Below are 21,070 nucleotides of genomic sequence, written 5' to 3'. Positions count from 1 at the left end.
ATCAAACTCCGAATGCCGTAAGATATATCCTGGGAGTCAGACTGCGGGTGCGAAGGTCCGTAGTCGAAAGGGAAACAGCCCAGACCGTCAGCTAAGGTCCCCAAATCCATACTCAGTGGAAAAGGTGGTGGAGTTGTATAGACAGCCAGGAGGTTGGCTTAGAAGCAGCCATCCTTTAAAGAAAGCGTAATAGCTCACTGGTCTAACGATTCTGCGCCGAAAATGTAACGGGGCTAAGTATGGTACCGAAGCTACGGGATGCGTCTTTGACGCATCGGTAGGAGAGCGTTCTCAGATGGGATGAAGGTGAATCGGAAGGTTTGCTGGACTAATGAGAAGTGATTATGCTGGCATGAGTAACGATAAAACAAGTGAGAAACTTGTTCGCCGTAAGACTAAGGTTTCCTGGGTAAAGCTAATCTTCCCAGGGTTAGTCGGTCCCTAAGGCGAGGCCGAAAGGCGTAGTCGATGGAAAACGGGTTAATATTCCCGTACCAGCAAATGTGTGCGATGGAGGGACGCAGTAGGATAGCTCAGCCGGCTGTTGGATATGCCGGTGTAAGTGCGTAGGCTTGGAAAATAGGCAAATCCGTTTTCCTTTAAGGCCGAGACACGATGCCGTAACTTTACGTTTGAAGTGAGTAATTCCAGACTGCCTAGAAAATCTTCTAAGTTTAGCATTTGTTGACCGTACCGCAAACCAACACAGGTAGTCGGGTCGAGTAGACCAAGGCGCTTGAGAGAACTCTGGTTAAGGAACTCGGCAAAATGATCCCGTAAGTTAGCGAGAAGGGATGCTCCAGACGGTGACTTGATTCACTTAATGAGCTGTTTGGAGCCGCAGAGAATCGGGGGGGGCGACTGTTTACTAAAAACATAGGTCTATGCTAAGTCGTAAGACGATGTATATGGACTGACGCCTGCCCGGTGCTGGAAGGTTAAAAGGAGGTGTTAGCTTCGGCGAAGCTCCGAATTGAAGCCCCAGTAAACGGCGGCCGTAACTATAACGGTCCTAAGGTAGCGAAATTCCTTGTCGGGTAAGTTCCGACCTGCACGAATGGCGTAACGATCTCCCCACTGTCTCAACCAGAGACTCAGTGAAATTGAATTACCGGTGAAAATGCCGGTTACCCGCGGTAAGACGGAAAGACCCTGTGCACCTTTACTATAGCTTGACATTGGGTTTAGGGCTATCATGTGTAGGATAGGTGGGAGGCTTTGAAGTCGGCACGCTAGTGTCGGTGGAGCCAACCTTGAAATACCACCCTTGATAGTCTTGAATTCTAATCTAGTGCCGTTATCCGGCCTAGAGACAGTGTCTGGTGGGTAGTTTGACTGGGGCGGTCGCCTCCCAAAAAGTAACGGAGGCTTGCAAAGGTTCCCTCAGGCTGATTGGAAACCAGCCGTCGAGTGCAAAGGCATAAGGGAGCTTGACTGTAAGACAGACATGTCGAGCAGGAACGAAAGTTGGTCTTAGTGATCCGGTGGTTCCGCATGGAAGGGCCATCGCTCATAGGATAAAAGGTACGCCGGGGATAACAGGCTGATCGCGCCCAAGAGTTCACATCGACGGCGCGGTTTGGCACCTCGATGTCGGCTCATCACATCCTGGGGCTGAAGCAGGTCCCAAGGGTTCGGCTGTTCGCCGATTAAAGTGGTACGCGAGCTGGGTTTAAAACGTCGTGAGACAGTTTGGTCCCTATCTACCGTGGGCGTAGGATAATTGAAGAGGGTCTGCCCCTAGTACGAGAGGACCGGGGTGGACGAACCTATGGTGTTCCTGTTGTCGCGCCAGCGGCATTGCAGGGTAGCTAAGTTCGGAAGGGATAACCGCTGAAAGCATCTAAGCGGGAAGCCTGCCTCAAGATTAGTTATCCCTATGCTTTAGCATCTAAAGATTCCAGGTAGACCACCTGGTTGATAGGCTGGAGGTGTAAGTGCAGCGATGCATTCAGCTGACCAGTACTAATAAATCGTGCGACTTATTTTTCTTCTCTTCCCTTAACTTTAACTTCTACTAGTTAAAGTAAGGGGTAAATTCTTCTCTATTAAACAATATATTTTGCTCAAAAAGAGCAAGCAAATTTGCTTGCGGCCATTGAGGAGAGGTCACACCCGACCCCATTCCGAACTCGGAAGTTAAGCTCTCCATCGCCGATGATACTGCTGGGTAGCCAGTGGGAAAGTAGGTCGCCGCAAGCTTTTTATTTCAAAGCCCCCTTGTTAATTCAAGGGGGCTTTATTGCGTTTGGGGAAGATGAGTTTTTTAGCCCCGGACTCTTGATGAGTGCGGGGTGTGTTTTTTTACATTAGGTGGATTCAGTAAAAAGCGTATTTAAACGCATGATATTCTGTTGATGGTTTTTTAATTATATAAAATTCCGATAAATATGTATAGCTGTGAGTAATGTAATATGTCTGGTCTTTTTTTTGCGCGGTGCTTAAGTGGGTATTGTCTTCCAAATTACTTTCAAGCTGTTCCACCATTAATTGACTGTTCTGATCCAGGTCATTAAGAAATGTCCTAGAATGGAATTCCCAGTTTGTGTTATTATTAAGGTATTCCTTTACGGAGTCGTAGGTTGGAGCATCACAGCACAATTGGTTTTAAAAAAGAGATTGAGGCACATATGTCACCAGAGAATAGGTCTTCCGGAGCTACTCGGCCGAGTAAAGTTTTAATTGTCGAAGATAGTATTACTTTTGCAGGTATTTTGAAGAGAAGCATACTTGCGAAACTAGATGTCGAGATAATGCTATTTAGCGACTATGCCAGTGCCGCTGAATATCTAAAAAACACTACTGATGATTTTTTTGTGGCTCTTCTCGATATTGTCCTCCCTGACGCTCCAAACGGAGAAGTCATCGATTTAGTTGTTTCATATAATATCCCATCAATTGTGTTCACTGGAGAAATTAGTGAAGAGTTGCGCGCCACCATGTGGTCCAAGCGGATCGTTGATTATGTGCAGAAGGTAAATTTTGATGACATTCAGCATGTAGTAAACCTTGTGGATCGGCTGAGGAAAAATATTTCAAGGAAAGCGGTTGTTGTTGATGAATCAAGTACTACCCGTGAACTCTGCCGTGATTTATTGCTTGTAAACAATTTTCAGGTTCTAGAAGCTTCCGATGGAAATGAAGCACTAGAACTAATTAACAGCGAAGATGTTCATCTTGTGATAACTGGTGATCAAATGTCTGTTATGGATGGGCCGACTACGATTAAGGAAATTCGAAAGAATCATTCAAAGGTAAATTTGCCCATAATTGGCTTCGCTTGTGAGGGGGCTCTGGATCATCGGCAGAATTTTTAAAAAGTGGAGCGAATGATTATATTAGACAGCCATTTGAACCGGAGGAGTTTTACTGCCGGGTGAACAATACTCTAGACAGTGCTGAGTATGTTAAGACTATCAAACGTATTTCAGATAATGACGTTCTGACTGATGTCTTCAGCCGTAGAGCTCTCTTTAAATACGGAGAGAAGCTGTTTGCCCAGCAGAAACGTTCTGAAGCTTCATTGGTCGCTGTGATGATCGATATCGATAATATTAAAGCCTGCAATGAAACTTATGGGCAGTTGGTCGGTGATGAGGTTATCAGGTTCGTTGCTGAAATTATCCGCAACCGGTTTAGAAAAGGTGATGTAGTCAGCCGCTATGGCGGTGATGCCTTTTGTGTCTTATGTGCAGATATGAAGCTTGATTATGTGGAATCTGTTTTCAAGGAGTTATCCGCTAATATAGCAAAGGATGCTTTTGCTATTGGAGAGTATAAGATTAAGGTGACCGTTTCCATCGGAGTTAATACAAGTTCTGCTGATTCATTAGAAGAAATGATCTCGGGTGCTGAGCGCTTATTACAGGCTGCCAAAATGAAAGGCGCAGGAAGCATTGCTTGCACATAAGTTGTGATTATCAGGCTGCAGTTTTCATCTGGAAACTGCGGCCGTTTCTTAGGATAAATTTTTGCTTGAGATTATTACTATGTTGCTGTATTGATTTTGATATTCATTATCTTTGTTTAGAGTTCAATCAAAACCAGGGGGTACTCAGGCCTGATTTATCTTTTCAAGATGCACATGCTTAGCGTATATCTTCCACATGCATAAACTTTTTTTGATTAATTGCACTCCGCCACTTGTAAAAGCATTTGTTGAAATGGGTTTTGAGGTTGAGCAGATTCATGGTCAGGAAGGAAAACTTGATCTTCCTGCCAAGCTTGATGAGATGAAGTTTGAGCCGGATTTAATTCTACAGCAGGAATCCTTGGGGCGTCGTTTATTTTTGACCGGTCTTCATGCGTTGGATTGCGTCAAGGTTTTCTGGTCTGTGGATACGCATATGAATATGTTCTGGCATATTTTCTATGCTGATCTTTTTGATTGCCTTTTGACAACTCAGAAAAAGTATGTCCCGGAGCTTCGGAAAGTTTGTAAGGCAAAAGTTGAGTGGTTGCCTTGGATGGGAAGTATTTCAGGAGCCGGGACTGGCGGCGGCATAATCCCCCATAGCAGACGGGAACACGATTTGAGTTTTGTCGGTAGGGTAACTTCGCATAGACGTTCCCGGCTTTGGTTCGTTGAGTTCTTAAAGTCTCAGTACAATCTCAATTTTCAAGATAATTTAAATTATCGGCAAATGATGGAGCTATACAGAAATACTAGGATTGCTCCTAATGAAGCCCTTTTTGGGGAAGTTAACTTTCGTTTGTTTGAGGCTGCATCGTGCGGATGCGCTGTTGTTACTCCTGAAGTTGGCGGCGGGCTTGAGGAACTGTTTGAGATCGGAAAAGAGATTGAGGTCTATAATGACGTCCTTGAATTGAAGGAAATCATAGATCGCTTTGAAAAAGATCCTTCACGTAGTGGTTCGTTTGGTATGGCTGCTTACGCCCGAGTGTTGAAAGACCATCTCCCTGAATCCAGAGCCGCTGCAATTTATGAAATTGTCAAAAATACACCTGTTCGCAATGCTCCTGAAGAGCGGGCTGAACTCCTGTTGTGTATGAGTGAATTTTTACTGGGAGAATCAGGAGGCTATAATGTTGATTGGGATCATCTGCTGAAGAGCCTGCTTGCATTTGATAGAAGTGAGCTGCGCGATGTTGCGTTGCTTAGAACTTTTGCCCGATCACGGTTGAGTGATCTTTTTATGGGTGTTGCCCGTCCTTATTTGGATAAAAGCCTTAGCTCGGCAGATTGTTATTTCAATATGAGCGCTTCTCTCAGTGCTATGAAACTCGGTTTATGGGAGGTTGCAAAGCATTTCTGGTATTCCTTTAACGCTTCCAGCAGGCCTGAGGCTGTGGTTAAACCGGAAGATGAGGTGCATCTGTTGAAACTTTGGGGGGATGCTTCATTAAGGAATGGGCTGCGCATTCGTTCCGGAGTTGCTTTTAATGAAGTTAAGGATATCCCATCGTGTGCTTCTGATTGCTATTTTGCCGCTCTTTACAGGGATTCATCTGACAAAGAAATCTACAGGAGGCTCGATTCCATTTTCAATGGAGTTAAAGGCGGGGAGCCCAGCAGGCTCGGTTTTCTATCGCATCTATCCCTTCATTATCCTGAAGATTGGAGAATCAGCGCAGAAGTGGCTGTCACCAGTTTAAAGGTTTTTAGAATGCAGGAAGGGCTTAAGGAATTGGAAAATGCAAATGCGCTTGCTGCAAAGACCGGTCAGACCCGTTTTTTCAAACGCAAAGTTGAGCTGGAAATTCCCCTGTTTTATAAATTGGTTAATTGGTCTTGATTATGCTAGAAGCAAGTCTGGAATTATTACATTAGCGGAGGGCAACCATGTCTGAAGTAGTATTTAATGAGCAGGCTTTCTACAGTCATCTTGGTGGAGATCGTGAACTAGGGAGCGAGATATTAAAAGTATATATGGTAGACGCACCTGCGAGGACTGAATCCTTAGCTGAAGCTGTTAGAAACGGCGATCAAGCTCTTGTTGTGAAATATTCGCATGCATTGAAAGGAATTTCCGCAACGATAAGGGCTAATGCTATTGCTCTGCTGGCTGAAAGAATAGAGATGGCTTCACGGAAAGGTGATTTGGACAGGGCCAGACAATTAATGCCTAAAGTTTACATGGAACTTGAAGCGGTTTTAGGAGCTGTTAAGGAACATCTTGGAAAGTAGTGCTTGAGCTGAATGTTGTTTCGTGAATATAATGCAAATTGTATCTTAAATGTCAAATTTGTGCTGTAAACAGAATGTAATGTGGAACATGCGGCTGTTTGTAGAATGTTGGTAGTGTTGTTATTTTGTTAATCGCAATTGAGTTGTAGTTGTGTCTGGCAAATAGGAGACATCAGATGTTCAAGAATTTGAAACTTGGATGGAAGATTGGCGGGGGTTTTGTTGTAGTTCTGTTGCTGACAGCAGTTGTTGGAGTTGTTGGCTGGTACGGACTGTCTAAGGTTGCAGACGAAGCCAAGCGAACCGATGTTGTTAGCAAAGCAGTCACTGACATGTATAATTCCAGATTGATGGTTCTCTATTATACCTTGCGGGGAACTGCTGAGTTTGAAGATAAGTTTCACAGTTCTATTGGTGAGATTGGGAAAAATATATCTGCCAATAAAGCCATTTTTTCCGGTAAAGGTCTTAATGACGTAACCGGAGTTGCGGCTAAGGCCGCAAAGTATGGTGAAATCTTTGATCGATATGCTCAGTATGAGCATGAAAAGACGGAAGCGATAAGCAATTGTGTTGCAGCTGTTGGCAAGCTAGATTCAGCAGTCTCCAGAATTGAGGAGCGTGCAAGGAAAGCCATGGAAGTGGGAATGGACGGAACCTCTGTCGGTCTCGATATGGCGAATGTTTTTGAAGCCTACTCTACTATTTCAGACCTTGAGAAGAAATTTATAACCAGCCGATTTACTTTTTCAAATTACCTGCGCACAGGTAAGGATGAGTATGTAAGCCAGACTCGCTCCTTGCTCAATTCAGTAATTAATGAATGCGATGCCTTTCGTGGAAATAGCTGGGTTGCTTCCAATTCTGATCTGAATGTAGGCGAGCTTGAAAGTGCAGCCCGTGACTATCTTGACGGGTTCAATTCTATTGTTAAGAAAGTTGATCTTCAAGGAACAGAGTTGAAGGGTATGGCTGAAGTTGGAGCAGATGCCTTGAATCTCAGTCAGGTCCTGATGGATGAACAGCAGGTCTCGGCACAGGATGTCATTACCTCTTCCTTCTCCATGATTCTGGGGGGGCTTGCACTTGCCCTTGTCATGGGCGCTGTAATTTCGATTACTGTGACCCGTATAATTACCGGGCCTATTCGCGAAGGTGTTTCTTTTGCTGAGCATATGGCTCAGGGTGATTTTACCAGAACTTTGGACATTAAGCAGCGTGACGAGATCGGAATTCTGGCAGCATCATTGAACGATATGGTGGTCAAGTTATCCGCAGTTGTGGGTGAAGTTGGTATTTCATCAGAGAATGTCGCATCCGGCAGTGAAGAACTTTCCGCTACTGCGGAGAACCTGTCACAGGCTTCCACAGAGCAGGCAGCCAGTGTTGAAGAGGTTTCCGCTTCCATGGAAGAGATGACTGCCAACATCAGGCAGAATGCAGAGAATGCGCATGAGACTGAGCAGATAGCCCTGCAATCATCTCAGCAGGCAGAAGAGGGTGGAGATGCGGTCACCAAGGCTGTCGATGCAATGAAAAATATTGCTGAGAAGATTTCCATTATTGAGGAAATTGCCCGTCAGACCAATCTTCTTGCCCTGAACGCAGCAATTGAAGCTGCCCGTGCCGGAGAACACGGTAAGGGGTTTGCGGTTGTTGCTGCTGAAGTCCGTAAACTTGCTGAACGAAGCGGTGCTGCTGCTGGAGAGATAGGTGAACTTTCTTCAAGTACTGTCAGTGTAGCTGAAAAGGCCGGTGAAATGCTGACCCAGCTTGTTCCGGATATTAAGAAGACCGCTGAGCTTGTACAGGAAATTGCTGCTGGAAGTAGTGAACAGCTTTCCGGTGCGGAGCAGATCAATAAGGCTGTGCAGCAGCTTGATCAGGTTACACAGCAGAATGCTTCAGCTTCAGAGGAAATGGCCTCCACTTCGGAAGAATTGTCCAGTCAGGCTGAACAATTGCAGCAGGTTATGAGCTTCTTCAGGGTTAGAAACCAGCCTAGATCCAGAGTGCAGGCTCTACCCGCAGCGAGGACTATGGTAAAGTCTAATCCCGCTCCTAAGGTCTCTGCTCCAGTGGCCCGGGTTAAGGAAGTTTCTGCCCCGAAGGTTCAGCCCCAGTCTGAGCCTGAGAATGTCAGCGGTGTTTCTCTGGACATGGGCAGTGATTTTTCAGACAATGACTTTGAAAAATTCTGATAAGCACTGGTTGTTTTTGCTAGCTTGATATATACTTGTAGCAATTAGGTAGTGTTTTTATGTACAGGGATGATCAAATTTGAGGCAGGTGGAATAATGAACGCTGAGATAAATAGTACGACTAACCAGTATCTGACGTTTACCTTGAACAAGGATATTTATGCGTTGGATATAGCCAGTGTACGGGAAGTCTTGGAACTTACCCCCATAACCAGAATCCCCAGAACGCCCAAGTTTATGCGGGGGGTTATCAACTTGAGGGGGCACGCGGTTCCTGTTGTTGATATGCGCCTTAAATTTGGAATGAGCCGGACAGAGGATACCATTAACACATGCATCATTATTGTTGAGGTCTCTTTTGACGGCGAAAGTACGGTAATGGGGGCGCTGGCAGATTCAGTCCGGGAAGTAATTGAGCTGACCGAAAATATGATTGAAGAGCCGCCCAGAATGGGTACTACAATCAAGACTGAATTCATCCGGGGTATGGGTAAGCAGGATGATGAATTTGTTATCATTCTTGATATTAACAAAATTTTATCCGTAGAAGAGCTGGCCATGCTCAAGAGTGTGCAGCAGGATTCTCCCTCCCCCGAGACAGCACCGGAAGTTAATCCCGATCAGGGGATGACTTTGAGTTTGTAAACTCTGCTGCGGGGTGGATTTGATCTGCCCGAGAATTAGGATTACGCGGAGCCCGCTTCTATTGATTGGAAGCGGGCTTTACTTTTGTTTTCTCAATAATAATGCGAAGGGGGGTGGAGCCTTGATATATTCTAGCAAATGGGAAAATTTGTTTTCTAAAATGGTGTGAAGTCACATTATTGAGACATTAGTTGTGATGTTTTGAAAATATTAGTAAGCCTATGCTTCCTATCTTAACTGTGGCCTATGTTTTGAGGCCATCTTTAACCACAATGAGGCTGATCAGGAATGGTTATGTCCAAGAATATAAGATTTATTTTATTATATGGTAGCGTAGCTGTTCTTTTTTTGGGTTCCGGAGTTTTTTTATCCGGTTCATATTGGGGGGCGAAATTAGGACTTTTCTCCTGCGGACTGGGAGTGCTGGCTCTTGCTGCCTGGAAAATCAAAACTTTTTATGTCGAAGAGCAGTTCAGGCAGATTCAACAGACTTCCCTGATATTGAGGAATAGCGGTGCTTGTTTTTATACCACTGATATAAATGGCAGGCTGATATTTAGCGATGACGGCTGCCGTGATCTTGAGAAGAGTATTTCCGGAAAAGTAGAAGATGATGAGCTCTCAAGCCTGTTGCAACATTTTCAGTCTGAGCAAGGGGTGGAGAATAATCTCACGGGAATATCTTCCGGTGATGGTGTTTATAGATTTGAAGTGGACCTGACGGCTGCTGATGGGAAGCAAGTAAGGCTAAGTCATGTCCTGCAGAATACTTATAGTGCTGATGGCAATGTCAGCGGATTTGCCGGTACTGTCCGTGACATTTCCGTACAGGAGCGAGTTCAGGAAGAAGCGGCTAGGGGACAGCGTTATCTGGAGGCAACTTTGGATAGTGCCCCTGAGACCATGTTCATCCATGATCTTGAAGGCAATTTTCTCAAAGTAAGTAAAAAGTTTGCTGAATTTGCCGGAATTGCCCCGGAATTGTGCATTGGGACAAGTATTTACGATTATCTGGCACCTCAGATTGCAGATCAATTTTTAGAAAGACTTAAAGATATTGCAGCCGGTGGAAGTGAGCTTGTCATGAAGGTTCCTGCCATTAATTCGCGTGGTGAGAGACTGCATCTTGATGTGCGCCATTTTCTTGTCCGAAATGAGCAGGATGAGCCGGAAGCCATAGTTGGTTGTGCCCGAAGAATTGACAAAGAAACCGTTGCTATTGAACCTGCAAGTAGTGAAGGGGACGAAGCTTTGATGCAGGCCCTTTGTCATGAGATGAGAACCCCCTTAGCCGGAATTATCGGCAGTCTCCATGTCCTTGATCATATGGAACTTGCTCCTGAAGCCAGGGAGTATGTACATAAATGTGTGGTTTCAGCTGAACGCTTCAAAGAAGTTGTCAATAATTCACTGAACGGGCTGGCCGGTAATTTTGATCCACAAAAGTTTGAATCACTAGACCCTGTTGCTTGTCTTAAAAGGTCCGTGGAGCTTTTTCTGCCGGCCGCAGCTATTCAGAACAGGAAAATTAATCTGACCATAGGTTCGGGGCTGCCTGATGCCATTATCTGCAACCGTAAGATTCTTAATCAGACACTGTTTTGCTTGATAAATAGCGGTCTGGAGGTTTTTCCTGAATCAGATATCACCGCCGGAATAAAGTGCTCTTTAGCTGGCGATTACGCGTTGATTTCTTTTTATGTTGCCGGAAATGATTGTGCTCCGCCATTAAGCGGAGGTTCTTATTCCGGTTGCCTTGAGCAGAATGCAAAAATTATTAATGGTGAGCTGTATTTTGAAGAAGGGGCCACTACTGAGTTAGGCTTCAGGATTAAAGTCCCTGCGGGCAAAGGGCCTGCTGCCCAGGAATCTGCGCCCATGCAGAGTTTGCGAATCATACTTGCAGAAGACGATATAAGCAGTCAGGTTTTCATGCGTAAAAAGCTTGAGGGCTGGGGACATTTAGTTCGGACTGCGAGTACCGGGGTCGAAGTTTTGAATCATATGGAAAATGAAGAATTCGATCTGGTGCTTATGGATTTGCAGATGCCTGAGATGAACGGTTTTGACGCTATCGCTTCAATTAGAAAGGGGACTTCCCAGATACGGGAAATCCCCATCATAGTTATGAGTGCATATGGTCAGGAAAGCGATTTTAAGCGGATGTCCGATTTGGGCGTAGATGATTATATTGCAAAGCCAGTCAGCTCCGGGGAGCTGGAAAAAGCCCTTGAACGTCTTAGCGCTCTGGGACGGCTATAGTTACCGTCCGCTTAGTTGGTAAGGACATTGGTAATGTAATAGGCTATCCCGTCTTCCAGCATCTGTACTGATAAAAGAATAAGAATTAAGCCCATAAGCCTTTCGCAGGCCCTGAGTCCTCTTTTGCCCAGTATCCGGGCCATAGTCGGTCCGGTCATCATAATTATGAAACTCATGGCCCATGCAATCAGCACCCCGGAAAGTACATTTACCCCGGCATCTCCTTTTGAACCATAGACCATTACAGCCGCCAGCAGGGATGGTCCGGCAAAGAGCGGTACCGCAATGGGCACGATGAACGGATCTTTTTCTGTGTCATCGGCAGCGCTTTCAGGTTTTGGGAAAATCATCTTCATGGAAATGATGAACAGGATCACCCCGCCAGCAATGCGTAGGGTGGACTGGTGGATGTTGAGCATTTTCATCAGTCCGGCACCCAAGTACATGAACAGGATAATGATCCCCAGCGCAAAGAAGAGTTCCCGGAGCAAAATCCGTCGCTGACGGGCAGGAGAGTATTCTCGGAGCATGGACAGGCATACCGGCAGGTTACCCAGAGGGTCCATGATCAGGAAAAGAGGAAATGCGATCTCGAAAATTGTGCTGAGCTGTCCTGTTTCCATAGTTAGTCCTTGCCTCCGGCTTGTCCGTAAGTGGAAAATTTATCGATAACTTTGTCCATCTCATCGTCAGGGACAATAACGGGTTTACCAACCGAAAGTGCTTGAATGTAGATTCTGGCAACCAGTTCCAGTTCCTCAGCAGCATCAAAGGCATTACCCATGGCTCTGCCTACTGTAATCAGTCCGTGGTTGGCGAGCAGCACGGCATTGTAATTGCCGATGGTCTTGATCACATTCTCTGCCAGTTCCGGAGTGCCGAAAGTGGCGTAAGGGGCGAGGGGAACTTTTTTGCCCGCAAAACCTACCAGATAGTGCACAGCAGGGAGTTCCATGTTCAGGCAGGCCACAGTTGTGGCATAGACTGAATGGGTGTGAACCACTGCGTTTACGTCCGCTCTTTCCTTGTACAGGATAGTATGGAAACCGTATTCACTGGAAGGTTTGCGCTCGGAATCCTTAATATTGCCGTCCAGATCGATAACCACAATATCTTCCGGGGTGGAAAGACGGTAATCCAATCCGCTGGGGCTGATAGCCACCAAGCCCTGTTCACGGTTAAATACACTCAGGTTGCCGCCAGTCCCGGTTGTCAGACCTGATTCAAGGAGCTTTTTTCCATACTCAACTACTAATTCTTTTTCTTTTCTGAGCAGCATATCAATTTTCCATACGAAGAGGCGAAGCCAAACTAAAAGTTTTTGAAGTGTCCAGAGAAACTTTTTTCAAAAAGTTTCTCTGGACCTCGGAGAGCCGCTGGAGGCAAAATCTTATTTTCCAAAAGCGCGTAGCGCATCAAATCTAATTACGAAGTGCCTCAATCCTCTTTAACACAGGAGGATGGCTGTATTCCAGCCAGACGTAAAAGGGATGCGGAGTGAGGTTGGCAAGGTTGCTTACCGATAGCTTCTTGAGTGCTTCGACCAGTGCTTCCGGGGTTCGGGTGGTTTCCGCTGCAAAAGCGTCCGCTTCAAATTCGTGTTTCCGGGAGCGGATGTTGCTGAAGATGGAGAGTACGATTGATACCGGAGTGTAGAGCAGGGCAAAGAAGATCAGGCCGGCATGTACGGAAATATTCTGCATGCCGAAGGCGGCGAAGAGCTCCTTATTGCCGAGGAAAAAAGACATGAGCAGGAATATTACCCCGGTATTGATAATGCTCATGGTCATCATTTTGCGGATATGTCCGAGCTTGCTGTGCCCGATTTCATGAGCCAGCACGGCCACGATTTCATCGGTTGAGAGATTGTTGATCAGTGTGTCGAAAAGGGCGATGCGTTTCTTCTTGCCGAACCCGGTAAAATAGGCGTTGGCCTTGGTGGAGCGCTTGGAACCGTCAATCATGAAAATGCCGGAAAGTTCGAAACCGTTTTCTGCGGCAAATTGTTCGATCTTTTCTTTCAGTTCGCCATCCTCAAGGGGGGTGAACTTATTAAACAGAGGCAGAATCCATGTAGGGGCAATGTATTGCACGCCGAGGGTAATCAGCACGGTGAACAGCCAGCACCAGAGCCAAGCCAGCGATCCGGCAGCATTGAAGAAAAGAAGAACTCCGCTGAGAATTGCTCCGCCGATGATACCGCCCAGCAGGTAGCCTTTGAGTTTGTCCATGAAAAAAGTCTTGAGGGTTGTTTTATTGAACCCGAATTTTTCTTCTATGACAAATGTGCTGTAGAGGGAGAACGGCAGGGAGACGAGGTCGCTGAGGATAGCCAGTCCGGCATAAAAAATCAGCCCGGTTACAATACTTCCATAGCCGAAACCATTTGCCCAGAGGTCAACGGCGTTGAAGCCGCCTAAAAGGATGAATAGGATGGTGATCAGGGTGTTGAATGAGCTTGAGATGTTCTCAAAGCCGATTCCTGCTTTGGTATAATCCTGAGACTTACGGTATTCGTTTGCATCAAAGGTGGTGCTGAATTCAGCGGGAAGTTCGGGGGAGAGAGCCTTGCGATTGAGCTGGCGGGCAAAAATACCCAGCAGGCATGCCCCGGCAAGGGAAAATATGATAATGAATAGGTATATGTTCATTTAAGTGTCGCGCTTTTGGAGTGTTAAAATCTGGTAATGCTGAGATAGCGGGCCTTAACATGTTACGGCGTATAACTACCTCTTGGGCTTGACCTCGTCAATGCAGCCTGTCGGGGATATAATTTATTATTAAATTCAAAAAAAGCTCTGTGCTTGACAATAAACGGTATAGAGTCAACAATTATATATTAAAATTAAGAAATTAGTTTTTTATGTTTGTCGGATCTGTACTGTTTTTTGCAGATGATGGTTTGAGAGGGAGTTTTACTGAATGAGTTCGCCAAAGAGCATTAAAGAAAATATTGCCCGCGCTAAGTCTTACGGACAGCGGAAGGATTACATGCGCTGTCTGCATGCGTTGAGCCTGTCTCTTGATGAGCTTGCATCAAGTCAGGTTTTCGGGCGTGAGAAATTTGAAATCGGCATTCTCATTGATGAAGTGTTTCGGCAGCTTCTGGCTATGGAAGAACTCAAACGCGTACTTCCCCGGGGTATGAAATATGTCAAAGGGCAGGAGAAAAAACTGGCTGCCATGTTGATGAAGATTCATGACACCATCAAAAATGCTCTTGAAAAGGCTGCAGTTGAGAAGGTCCGCAAACAGAAAAATCAGATCGATAAATTTGTTTTGGCCGGGCAGAAGTTCTTGATGGAAAAGAACGTCAAGGAAGCCAAGAAATATTTCCGTAAAATTACCGAGGCCTTTCCGGAGGAAAGGGGACTGTTGCAGGACGTTGGCGGCAGGCTTGTTAAATCCGGTTTTCCGGCTGACGGTGTAGAGTATCTTGAGCGGGCAATTGAGAAGACTCCTTCTGACAGCAGACCCTATATTTCACTTCTTTTGGCCTACGAAATGATGACTGAACAGGACAAGGCTCTTGCTGTGATTAAGGATATTGTGCGCCGTTTCGGAGCTAACGAGAGTATTTATATCCGTCAGGCCAAACTGTTCCTTGCCAAGCGCATGTACACAGAAGCATACGATGCCGCAGCCGCAGCACTTAAAGCGAATCCCCTCAACCGTGAGGCCAAGAAGATATCAGACAAATTGGGTCCCAAGATTTTCGGGCGCGGATACACACCCGGAGCAACAGCTAGTGATATGAAAGGGAAGTCTTCAGCCGGTGGAGCTAAAGGGAAAAAGGATAGCATGTCCTTTAACCTCGACGGCGGTTCATCTGGTGGAAAGAAAGAGAAAGCTGCCAAGAAAAAAGCTCCTGCTAAAAAGCCTGCAGCTTCCAAAGCAATCAAGCTGGATTTTTAAGATCAACTTATCTTTTACCTTACTCCATTTTTTTTATGAGGCCGCTTATGCGGCCTTTTTTATTTACAGCAGGTAATTCAGTTTTGTGCGCGACAAATGTGTCGTTGTGTTAAGAAAGTATACTTTTCGGGTATAGATTGCGGTTTTACAGGGAGAATGGGAGTACTGCAGAATTTATACGTTGACGCACGACATAGTTGTCGTTTTTAGGATGTCGTTGAGTTTAAGGGAATACCTAGATTGTTTGCTGAATCAATGCGACATCCTTGTCGTAAAATTCATGAATATAACTGTCTATTCTGTCGTCCGGGGTATATTTTTGTTAGTAAGTATTCGAAAATATGTATTTTATTTGTGTTGGCACGAATAGAGCTTTGGGGCGACACATAAGTTTGTCTGAAAAATCACAAAGGAGAATATAAATGGCTGAACTTTCCGTTTCATATGAGCGTGCAGGTGGTAAGCAGGTTATCGATACAAATTCACAGGTTCTTGGCGAAATCTCAATTGATTATGCCCAGATTCCTGAAGACCAGCGTGGCGGTACTGCCAAGCAGCTTCTCGCAGCTTCCACCCTGCATTGTTTCTGTGGCGCTCTTGCCAAGGCTCTGGAGACCCGCGGCGCTGAGTACGAACGCATCACCGCAACTGCCACCCTTGAAACCGGTATGGATGAAAAGAAGCGTGCCCGTGTAACCGGCATCACTCTTGATGTGACCGTACACATGGATGAAGATTACGGTTTTATCTTTGATCGTGTGGAAAAAATCATGCGCAAGGGTTGCCTGATTACTGCTTCCCTGCATGAAGCTTTTCCCATGACCTACAACCTTCAGCTCGAAGAATTGTAATAATTTTCACAACAGGAGAAAGCATGCCATCCATCACTATTATCGGATCAGGTCCTGGCGGTCATATTGCTGCTTTTGAAGCCGCTCGCCGGGGAGCTGATGTTACTCTGATTGAAAAAGCGGAGATTGGCGGAACCTGCCTGAACTGGGGTTGCATTCCGACCAAGACTCTCAAATCTTCTGCTGAAGCCTTTGAGACTGCCGGAAAGCTCAACACCTTCGGCATCGCAGTTGAAGGCGGAGAAGAGGCTGTAAGCTTTAAGGCAGACATGGAAGCTGTGGTTGCACGTAAAGAAAGGGTCCGTAAGGTGCTTTGCGGCGGTCTGGAAAAGACCTGTGCATCCTTGAAGATCCGTGTTGTGCGCGGCACTGCAGAACTTGGCTCCGATAAGACTGTGCTCGTCCACACTGAAGAAGGTACCGAGGAAATCAAAAGCGATAACGTGATCATCGCCACCGGTTCATCCATTCTCGACCTGCCTTCCCTGCCCGTGGATCACAAGCACATCATTAATAGTGATGATGCCCTTAATCTGGATCATGTTCCCGCGAAAATGGTTATCGTCGGTGGTGGAGTAATCGGCTGTGAACTGGCCTTTATCTACCGTGCTTTCGGTTCTGAGGTGACCATCGTGGAAGGCATGGACCGCCTGCTGCCCGTTCCTTCTGTTGACAAGGATATTAGCAAGCTCCTGCAGCGTGAGGCCAAGAAACATCGCATCAAGGTGCAGGTTGCCAAGACCGTTAAGAGCGCTGAAGTTGTGGATGGCAAAGTTCAGTGTGTTCTCGGACCTTCTCCTTTTGTTGAAAATGCAAAAGGTGGCGAGACCACCATTGAAGTTGATGTAGTGCTGGTAGCTGTTGGCCGAATCCCCAACACCGACGGTCTTAAGTTGGCTGAAGCCGGTGTTGAAACCGACGAGCGCGGCTGGATCAAGGCTGACCAGAACATGCGCACTTCCGCTGAGGGTATTTATGCCATCGGTGATATTCTCGGACCTTCCCGGGTGATGTTGGCCCATGTTGCATCACACGAAGGCCTTTGCGCGGTGGATAACTGTTTCGGTAAAGAACGCGCCCTTGATTATTCCGTGATTCCTTCCGGTATTTTTACCTCCCCCGAGATCGGTACTGTCGGTCTTTCTGAGGAAGAAGCCATTGAGAAGGGCATTGAAGTCCGCTCACAGGTTTTCCAGTTCCGTGAACTGGGTAAGGCGCAGGCCATGGGCGAACTCGCAGGCATGTTCAAGATCATCTGCGAGAAAGAAAGCGGAAAGATTCTTGGTGCCCACATTGCCGGGGCACACGCCACCGACCTCATTGCTGAAGCAGGTCTTGCCATTGAAAAAGGGCTTACCGCTGCTGATGTGGCTCACACTATCCATGCCCACCCGACCCTCGCCGAAGGCCTTTACGAGTGTTGTGAAGCGTGGCTTCGCGGTTGCTAATCATTACCTTAACTTTTCAGAATAAAAAACTTTTTGGAGATAATCATGAGTGAACTTACCTATCCCGCAGACGTCCTTTACCATCCCGAGCACACTTGGGTTCTCATCAACGATGACAACACCGCAGTTGTCGGCATCACCGACTTTGCTCAGGACCAGCTCGGTGAAGTTGCATTTGTTGACCTGCCCTCCGCAGGTGACCATTTCGACGCAGGTGAAGAGTTCGGTACAGTTGAATCCATTAAAGCTGTCAGCAGCTTGTACATGCCCATTTCCGGCACTGTTGAGGAAATCAACGAAGGTCTTGAAGACGCTCCTGAAGATGTGAACACTTCACCCTATAAAGACGGCTGGATGCTGCGCATCTCCCTTGATGCTGACGCAGATAAAAGCCAGCTGCTGAATCACGAAGATTACGCAGCAAAAATCAAGTAAGCCACCTGTTCCGGACCCCATATCCGGGACGTCCACTCCTTTGACGGAGCTTATACCTAAGAGCGGTCTGCAATTGTGCGGGCCGCTCTACAAATATCAGGAGGCCTGCTATGTGCTCCAAAGATCCTTCTAAACCGTATCTGCGCATTCCACCGTGGCTTAGGGTCAAAATCCCCTGCAACAAGACTTACAGTGCTACCCGGGAACTGGTTAAAGACCTAAGCCTGAACACTGTCTGCCAGAGTGCCAAGTGTCCAAATATGTTTGAATGTTTTTCCGAGCATACGGCAACTTTCCTGATTATGGGCAATACCTGTACCCGCAACTGCGCCTTTTGCAATATAGAAAGTGGCGACATTCCGCCTCTCGATCCTACTGAGCCTGCGCGGGTTGCTGAAGCCTCCAAGCGGTTGGGACTTAAGCATGTGGTCATTACCTCGGTGACCCGTGATGATCTTGCCGACGGCGGGGCAGCGCATTTTGCAGCCACCATCCGTGCGGTCAGGACAGAGTTGCTCGAATCCTCTATTGAGGTGCTCATCCCGGATTTTCAAGGGGATGAAGATGCTTTGAATTTTGTCATTGAAGCCCAGCCGGATATCATCAACCACAATGTGGAAACTCCTCCTATGCATTATAAGGATATCCGTCCGCAGGCCGACTACAAGCAGAGTCTTGAACTCATTGAGCGAGTCAAGTCTGCCGGGGCCATCGCCAAGTCCGGGCTGATGGTGGGCTTAGGTGAAAATGATGAGGAAGTGCAAGGGGTGATTGACGACCTTGCAGACATCGGTTGTGACATTGTAACTATCGGGCAGTATATGCGACCTTCACTTAAGCATCCCGAAGTGCTGCGCTATGTCCATCCTGATGTTTTTGAAGAATATGCCCGCTACGGCAAAGGCAAGGGTGTCCCGCACATGTACAGCGCTCCTCTTGTTCGTTCTTCATACAATGCGGCCCTTTTTGCAGGGCTGAAAAAATAAGTTCTCATATCCTCCTAAATAGAGAGCAAAACGAAAATCCCCGGCAACCGTTGTGGCTGCCGGGGATTTTTAATTGGCTTTGTGAGCCGGATGGAAAGGCTGGCTTAGTACATGCCGCCCATGCCACCCATACCGCCCATGCCACCCATGCCGGGCATACCGCCGCCCATGCCGCCGGGCATGCCTGCGGGCATGTCAGCTGCTTTCTCGGGCTTTTCAGCGATAGCGCATTCGGTGGTCAGCAGGAGGCCTGCAACGGAAGCTGCGTTCTGGATAGCGATACGGGTAACCTTTTTGGGGTCGATAACACCGGCCTTGATCAGGTCTTCGTATTCGCCGATAGCAGCGTTGAAGCCGTTACCGTCTTTTGCTTCTTTTACTTTCTCAACAACGATGGAACCTTCGAGGCCGGCGTTGCCAGCGATCTGGCGGAGGGGCTCTTCGATGGCGCGACGGATGATGTCGATACCTGCGGATTCGTCATCGTCGGAGGAGGTTACGTTTTCCAGTGCAGCGATGCAGCGGATGAGTGCAGTACCACCGCCGGGAACGATACCTTCTTCAACAGCAGCGCGGGTAGCGTTGAGAGCATCTTCCACGCGTGCTTTCTTTTCTTTCATTTCAGTTTCAGTTGCAGCACCAACGTTGATTACTGCTACACCGCCAACGATCTTGGCGAGGCGTTCCTGAAGCTTTTCACGGTCGTAGTCGGAAGTGGAGAGTTCGATTTCGTTGCGGATCTGGCCGATACGGGCTTTGATCAGTTCGCCTTCTCCGGCGCCGTCTACGAGAGTGGTGTTTTCTTTGTCGATTACAACGCGTTTTGCGGAACCGAGGTGCTCGAGGGAAACTGCTTCGAGGTTGAGACCGATGTCATCGGAGACAACTGCACCGCCGGTGAGGGCTGCGATGTCAGCGAGCATTGCCTTGCGGCGGTCACCGAAACCGGGAGCCTTAACAGCAACAACATTGAGGGTACCGCGCAGTTTGTTAACTACGAGGGTAGCCAGAGCTTCACCTTCGATGTCTTCAGCGATGATAACCAGAGGCTTGCTCATTTTAGCAACCTGCTCGAGAACGGGCAGGAGTTCTTTCATGCTGGTTACTTTCTTTTCGCTGATGAGGATCAGGGGCTCATCCATTTCGCAGATCATTTTTTCTGCGTTGGATACGAAATAGGGGGAGAGGTAACCGCGGTCGAACTGCATACCTTCAACAACATCGAGGGTGGTGTCGAGGCCTTTTGCTTCTTCAACAGTGATAACGCCTTCTTTACCGACCTTGTTCATGGCTTCGGCAATGATGTTACCAATGGTTACGTCGTTGTTAGCGGAGATGGTACCAACCTGAGCGATTTCTTTCTGGTCGCGGGTGGGCTTGGCAAGAGTTTCGAGGTGGTCGATGATTGCTTCAACAGCTTTGTCGATACCGCGTTTGATAGCCATGGGGTTACGGCCAGCTGCAACGAGTTTTACACCTTCGGTGAAAACAGCCTGAGCAAGGATGGTAGCGGTGGTGGTACCGTCACCAGCGATGTCGGAGGTTTTGGAAGCAACTTCCTTAACCATCTGTGCGCCCATGTTTTCGAACTTGTCTTCCAGTTCGATTTCCTTGGCTACGGAAACACCGTCCTTGGTGATGACCGGGGAACCGAAGGATTTATCCATAACAACGTTACGGCCTTTGGGGCCGAGGGTTACTTTTACAGCGTTGGCGAGCTTGTCTACGCCGAGTTTCAGTTTTTCACGAGCTTTGGCGTCGAAAAGAATCTGTTTAGCCATTTGGTGTTATCTCCTTAAAATAAAGAAATGTATTCAATTATGCAGCCCTTGGGCTGTTCGTATGTGCGATTGCTGGAGCAGTCTGACTATTCGACAACAGCGAGGATGTCGTCTTCACGCATGATCAGGTGATCTACACCTTCGATGCTGATTTCAGTGCCTGCGTATTTAGCGAAAAGAACAGCGTCGCCTTCTTTTACGCCCAAAGCGACCCTGGAGCCATTGTCATCCACCTTGCCGGGGCCGGCTGCGATAACTTCACCTTTGAGGGGCTTTTCTTTTGCGGAGTCGGGGATAATGATTCCGCCAACGGTTTTTTCTTCCACTTCAAGGCGTCTGACCAGAATACGGTCTGCTAACGGCTTAAGTTTCATCAGTTTTCCTCCAATATTTCGATA

At 47.1% G+C, this 21,070-nt stretch carries 17 protein-coding genes and 2 rRNA genes (1 of these 19 cut by a window edge); 14 read left to right on the top strand and 5 right to left on the bottom strand.

What is annotated here, in order from left to right:
• From ACO05Z_RS15510 to ACO05Z_RS15470, 9 genes are all read left to right on the top strand, one after another.
• Positions 1-1,990, top strand: a 23S ribosomal RNA gene (locus ACO05Z_RS15510); it begins 944 nt to the left of the window's first position.
• A gap of 97 nt (positions 1,991-2,087) precedes the next feature.
• A 5S ribosomal RNA gene (rrf, locus tag ACO05Z_RS15505) occupies positions 2,088-2,202 on the top strand.
• 380 nt (positions 2,203-2,582) lie between these two features.
• Positions 2,583-3,317 carry a response regulator gene (locus ACO05Z_RS15500; RefSeq protein ID WP_421903097.1) on the top strand — a complete coding sequence of 245 codons (735 nt, stop codon included), beginning with the start codon at positions 2,583-2,585 and terminating at the stop codon, positions 3,315-3,317.
• Between the two features lie 59 nt (positions 3,318-3,376).
• Entirely contained in the window at positions 3,377-3,910 is a 534-nt protein-coding gene (locus ACO05Z_RS15495) for a GGDEF domain-containing protein (RefSeq protein WP_421903096.1), read from the top strand.
• 322 nt (positions 3,911-4,232) lie between these two features.
• Complete coding sequence (locus ACO05Z_RS15490) at positions 4,233-5,756, top strand: glycosyltransferase family protein (RefSeq protein WP_421903095.1); 1,524 nt, start codon at positions 4,233-4,235, stop codon at positions 5,754-5,756.
• A gap of 47 nt (positions 5,757-5,803) precedes the next feature.
• Entirely contained in the window at positions 5,804-6,148 is a 345-nt protein-coding gene (locus ACO05Z_RS15485) for an Hpt domain-containing protein (RefSeq protein ID WP_421903094.1), read from the top strand.
• Between the two features lie 176 nt (positions 6,149-6,324).
• The gene (locus ACO05Z_RS15480; protein ID WP_421903093.1) at positions 6,325-8,349 is read left to right on the top strand and encodes a methyl-accepting chemotaxis protein; all 2,025 of its coding nucleotides are present in this window, start codon (positions 6,325-6,327) and stop codon (positions 8,347-8,349) included.
• 96 nt (positions 8,350-8,445) lie between these two features.
• A complete protein-coding gene (locus ACO05Z_RS15475) occupies positions 8,446-8,994 on the top strand; it encodes a chemotaxis protein CheW (RefSeq protein WP_421903092.1) in 549 nt (182 codons plus the stop codon).
• A 294-nt stretch (positions 8,995-9,288) separates the two neighbouring features.
• Complete coding sequence (locus ACO05Z_RS15470) at positions 9,289-11,256, top strand: response regulator (protein WP_421903091.1); 1,968 nt, start codon at positions 9,289-9,291, stop codon at positions 11,254-11,256.
• A gap of 11 nt (positions 11,257-11,267) precedes the next feature.
• Here ACO05Z_RS15470 and ACO05Z_RS15465 read toward each other — a convergent pair whose 3' ends face one another.
• The 3 genes from ACO05Z_RS15465 to ACO05Z_RS15455 all read right to left on the bottom strand — a co-directional run bounded on the left by ACO05Z_RS15465 (position 11,268) and on the right by ACO05Z_RS15455 (position 13,907).
• The gene (locus ACO05Z_RS15465; RefSeq protein WP_421903090.1) at positions 11,268-11,879 is read right to left on the bottom strand and encodes a MarC family protein; all 612 of its coding nucleotides are present in this window, start codon (positions 11,877-11,879) and stop codon (positions 11,268-11,270) included.
• A gap of 2 nt (positions 11,880-11,881) precedes the next feature.
• Positions 11,882-12,535: an L-fuculose-phosphate aldolase gene (locus ACO05Z_RS15460; protein ID WP_421903089.1), complete on the bottom strand. Its 654-nt coding sequence runs from the start codon at positions 12,533-12,535 to the stop codon at positions 11,882-11,884.
• Between the two features lie 142 nt (positions 12,536-12,677).
• Complete coding sequence (locus ACO05Z_RS15455; RefSeq protein WP_421903088.1) at positions 12,678-13,907, bottom strand: M48 family metallopeptidase; 1,230 nt, start codon at positions 13,905-13,907, stop codon at positions 12,678-12,680.
• A 271-nt stretch (positions 13,908-14,178) separates the two neighbouring features.
• Here ACO05Z_RS15455 and ACO05Z_RS15450 point away from each other — a divergent pair, with 271 nt between their 5' ends.
• From ACO05Z_RS15450 to lipA, 5 genes are all read left to right on the top strand, one after another.
• Positions 14,179-15,171: a tetratricopeptide repeat protein gene (locus ACO05Z_RS15450; protein WP_421903087.1), complete on the top strand. Its 993-nt coding sequence runs from the start codon at positions 14,179-14,181 to the stop codon at positions 15,169-15,171.
• Between the two features lie 422 nt (positions 15,172-15,593).
• Entirely contained in the window at positions 15,594-16,022 is a 429-nt protein-coding gene (locus tag ACO05Z_RS15445) for an OsmC family protein (protein ID WP_421903086.1), read from the top strand.
• 23 nt (positions 16,023-16,045) lie between these two features.
• Positions 16,046-17,470 carry a dihydrolipoyl dehydrogenase gene (lpdA, locus tag ACO05Z_RS15440; RefSeq protein WP_421903085.1) on the top strand — a complete coding sequence of 475 codons (1,425 nt, stop codon included), beginning with the start codon at positions 16,046-16,048 and terminating at the stop codon, positions 17,468-17,470.
• 45 nt (positions 17,471-17,515) lie between these two features.
• Positions 17,516-17,905 carry a glycine cleavage system protein GcvH gene (gene gcvH / locus ACO05Z_RS15435; RefSeq protein ID WP_421903084.1) on the top strand — a complete coding sequence of 130 codons (390 nt, stop codon included), beginning with the start codon at positions 17,516-17,518 and terminating at the stop codon, positions 17,903-17,905.
• 110 nt (positions 17,906-18,015) lie between these two features.
• Entirely contained in the window at positions 18,016-18,891 is an 876-nt protein-coding gene (gene lipA / locus ACO05Z_RS15430; RefSeq protein WP_421903083.1) for a lipoyl synthase, read from the top strand.
• 104 nt (positions 18,892-18,995) lie between these two features.
• Here lipA and groL read toward each other — a convergent pair whose 3' ends face one another.
• Positions 18,996-20,672, bottom strand: a complete 1,677-nt coding sequence (groL, locus tag ACO05Z_RS15425; RefSeq protein WP_421903082.1) for a chaperonin GroEL — start codon at positions 20,670-20,672, stop codon at positions 18,996-18,998.
• Between the two features lie 86 nt (positions 20,673-20,758).
• Positions 20,759-21,046: a co-chaperone GroES gene (groES, locus tag ACO05Z_RS15420; RefSeq protein ID WP_421903081.1), complete on the bottom strand. Its 288-nt coding sequence runs from the start codon at positions 21,044-21,046 to the stop codon at positions 20,759-20,761.
• Positions 21,047-21,070: the final 24 nt, after the last annotated feature.

This window comes from Maridesulfovibrio sp., assembly GCF_965230075.1.
GTDB lineage: Bacteria > Desulfobacterota > Desulfovibrionia > Desulfovibrionales > Desulfovibrionaceae > Maridesulfovibrio.
The sequence above is the reverse complement of the archived record's forward strand: the minus strand, read 5'-3'. Positions and strand labels throughout refer to the sequence as shown.